At 48.6% G+C, this 974-nt stretch carries 1 protein-coding gene; it reads left to right on the forward strand.

Translation table 11 applies throughout. The features are described from left to right. Positions 1 to 974, forward strand: a 974-nt coding sequence (locus CVN76_RS00895; RefSeq protein WP_157805398.1) for a class I tRNA ligase family protein, incomplete at both ends; no start/stop codon positions are given.

Here is a 974-nt window from a genome sequence, read left to right on the forward strand (position 1 = left end):
GCTTTGATGATACCTTCACGGTGTTCACGACCCGTCCTGATACGTTATTCGGAGCAACTTATGCCGTATTGGCCCCGGAACATCACTTTGTCGATAAAATTACGACAGCTGAACAAAGAGATGCAGTTGAGGCTTATTTGGATGAAGTGAAGCATAAAAGCGATTTGGAAAGAACCGACTTGGCAAAAGATAAATCAGGCGTTTTCACGGGGGCTTATGCGATTAACCCGGTAAACGGCGAAAAAATGCCGATCTGGATTGCCGATTATGTGCTGATCAGTTACGGAACGGGTGCGATCATGGCCGTTCCTGCCCATGATGAACGTGATTATGAATTTGCTGTCAAGTTTGACTTGCCGATCAAGGAAGTCGTCGCTGGCGGGGATGTCACGAGTGAAGCGTATACAGGCGATGGCCTTCATGTGAATTCGGAATTCCTTGATGGGTTGAATAAAGAGGAAGGCATTTCAGCCATGATCAAATGGCTGGAAGAAAAAGAAATCGGTACGAAGAAAATTACCTACCGTCTTCGCGACTGGTTATTCAGCCGTCAGCGTTACTGGGGTGAACCGATCCCGATCATCCATTGGGAAGATGGGACGATGTCTGCACTGGAGGAAGAGGAACTTCCGTTGATTTTACCGAAAACGACTGACATCAAGCCTTCAGGGACAGGGGAATCTCCACTTGCGAACATTGCGGAATGGGTGAACGTAACCGATGAAAACGGACGGAAAGGGCGCCGCGAGACGAACACGATGCCGCAATGGGCAGGCAGCAGCTGGTACTTCCTTCGTTATATTGATCCGGACAATAAGGAAGCTTTGGCAGATCCTGAAAAATTGAAAGAGTGGATGCCGGTCGACATTTATATTGGCGGTGCCGAGCATGCGGTGCTTCACTTGCTGTACGCTCGTTTCTGGCATAAATTCTTGTATGATATCGGCGTCGTGCCAACGAAGGAGCCATTCCAA

This window comes from Bacillus sp. mrc49, from assembly GCF_002803435.1.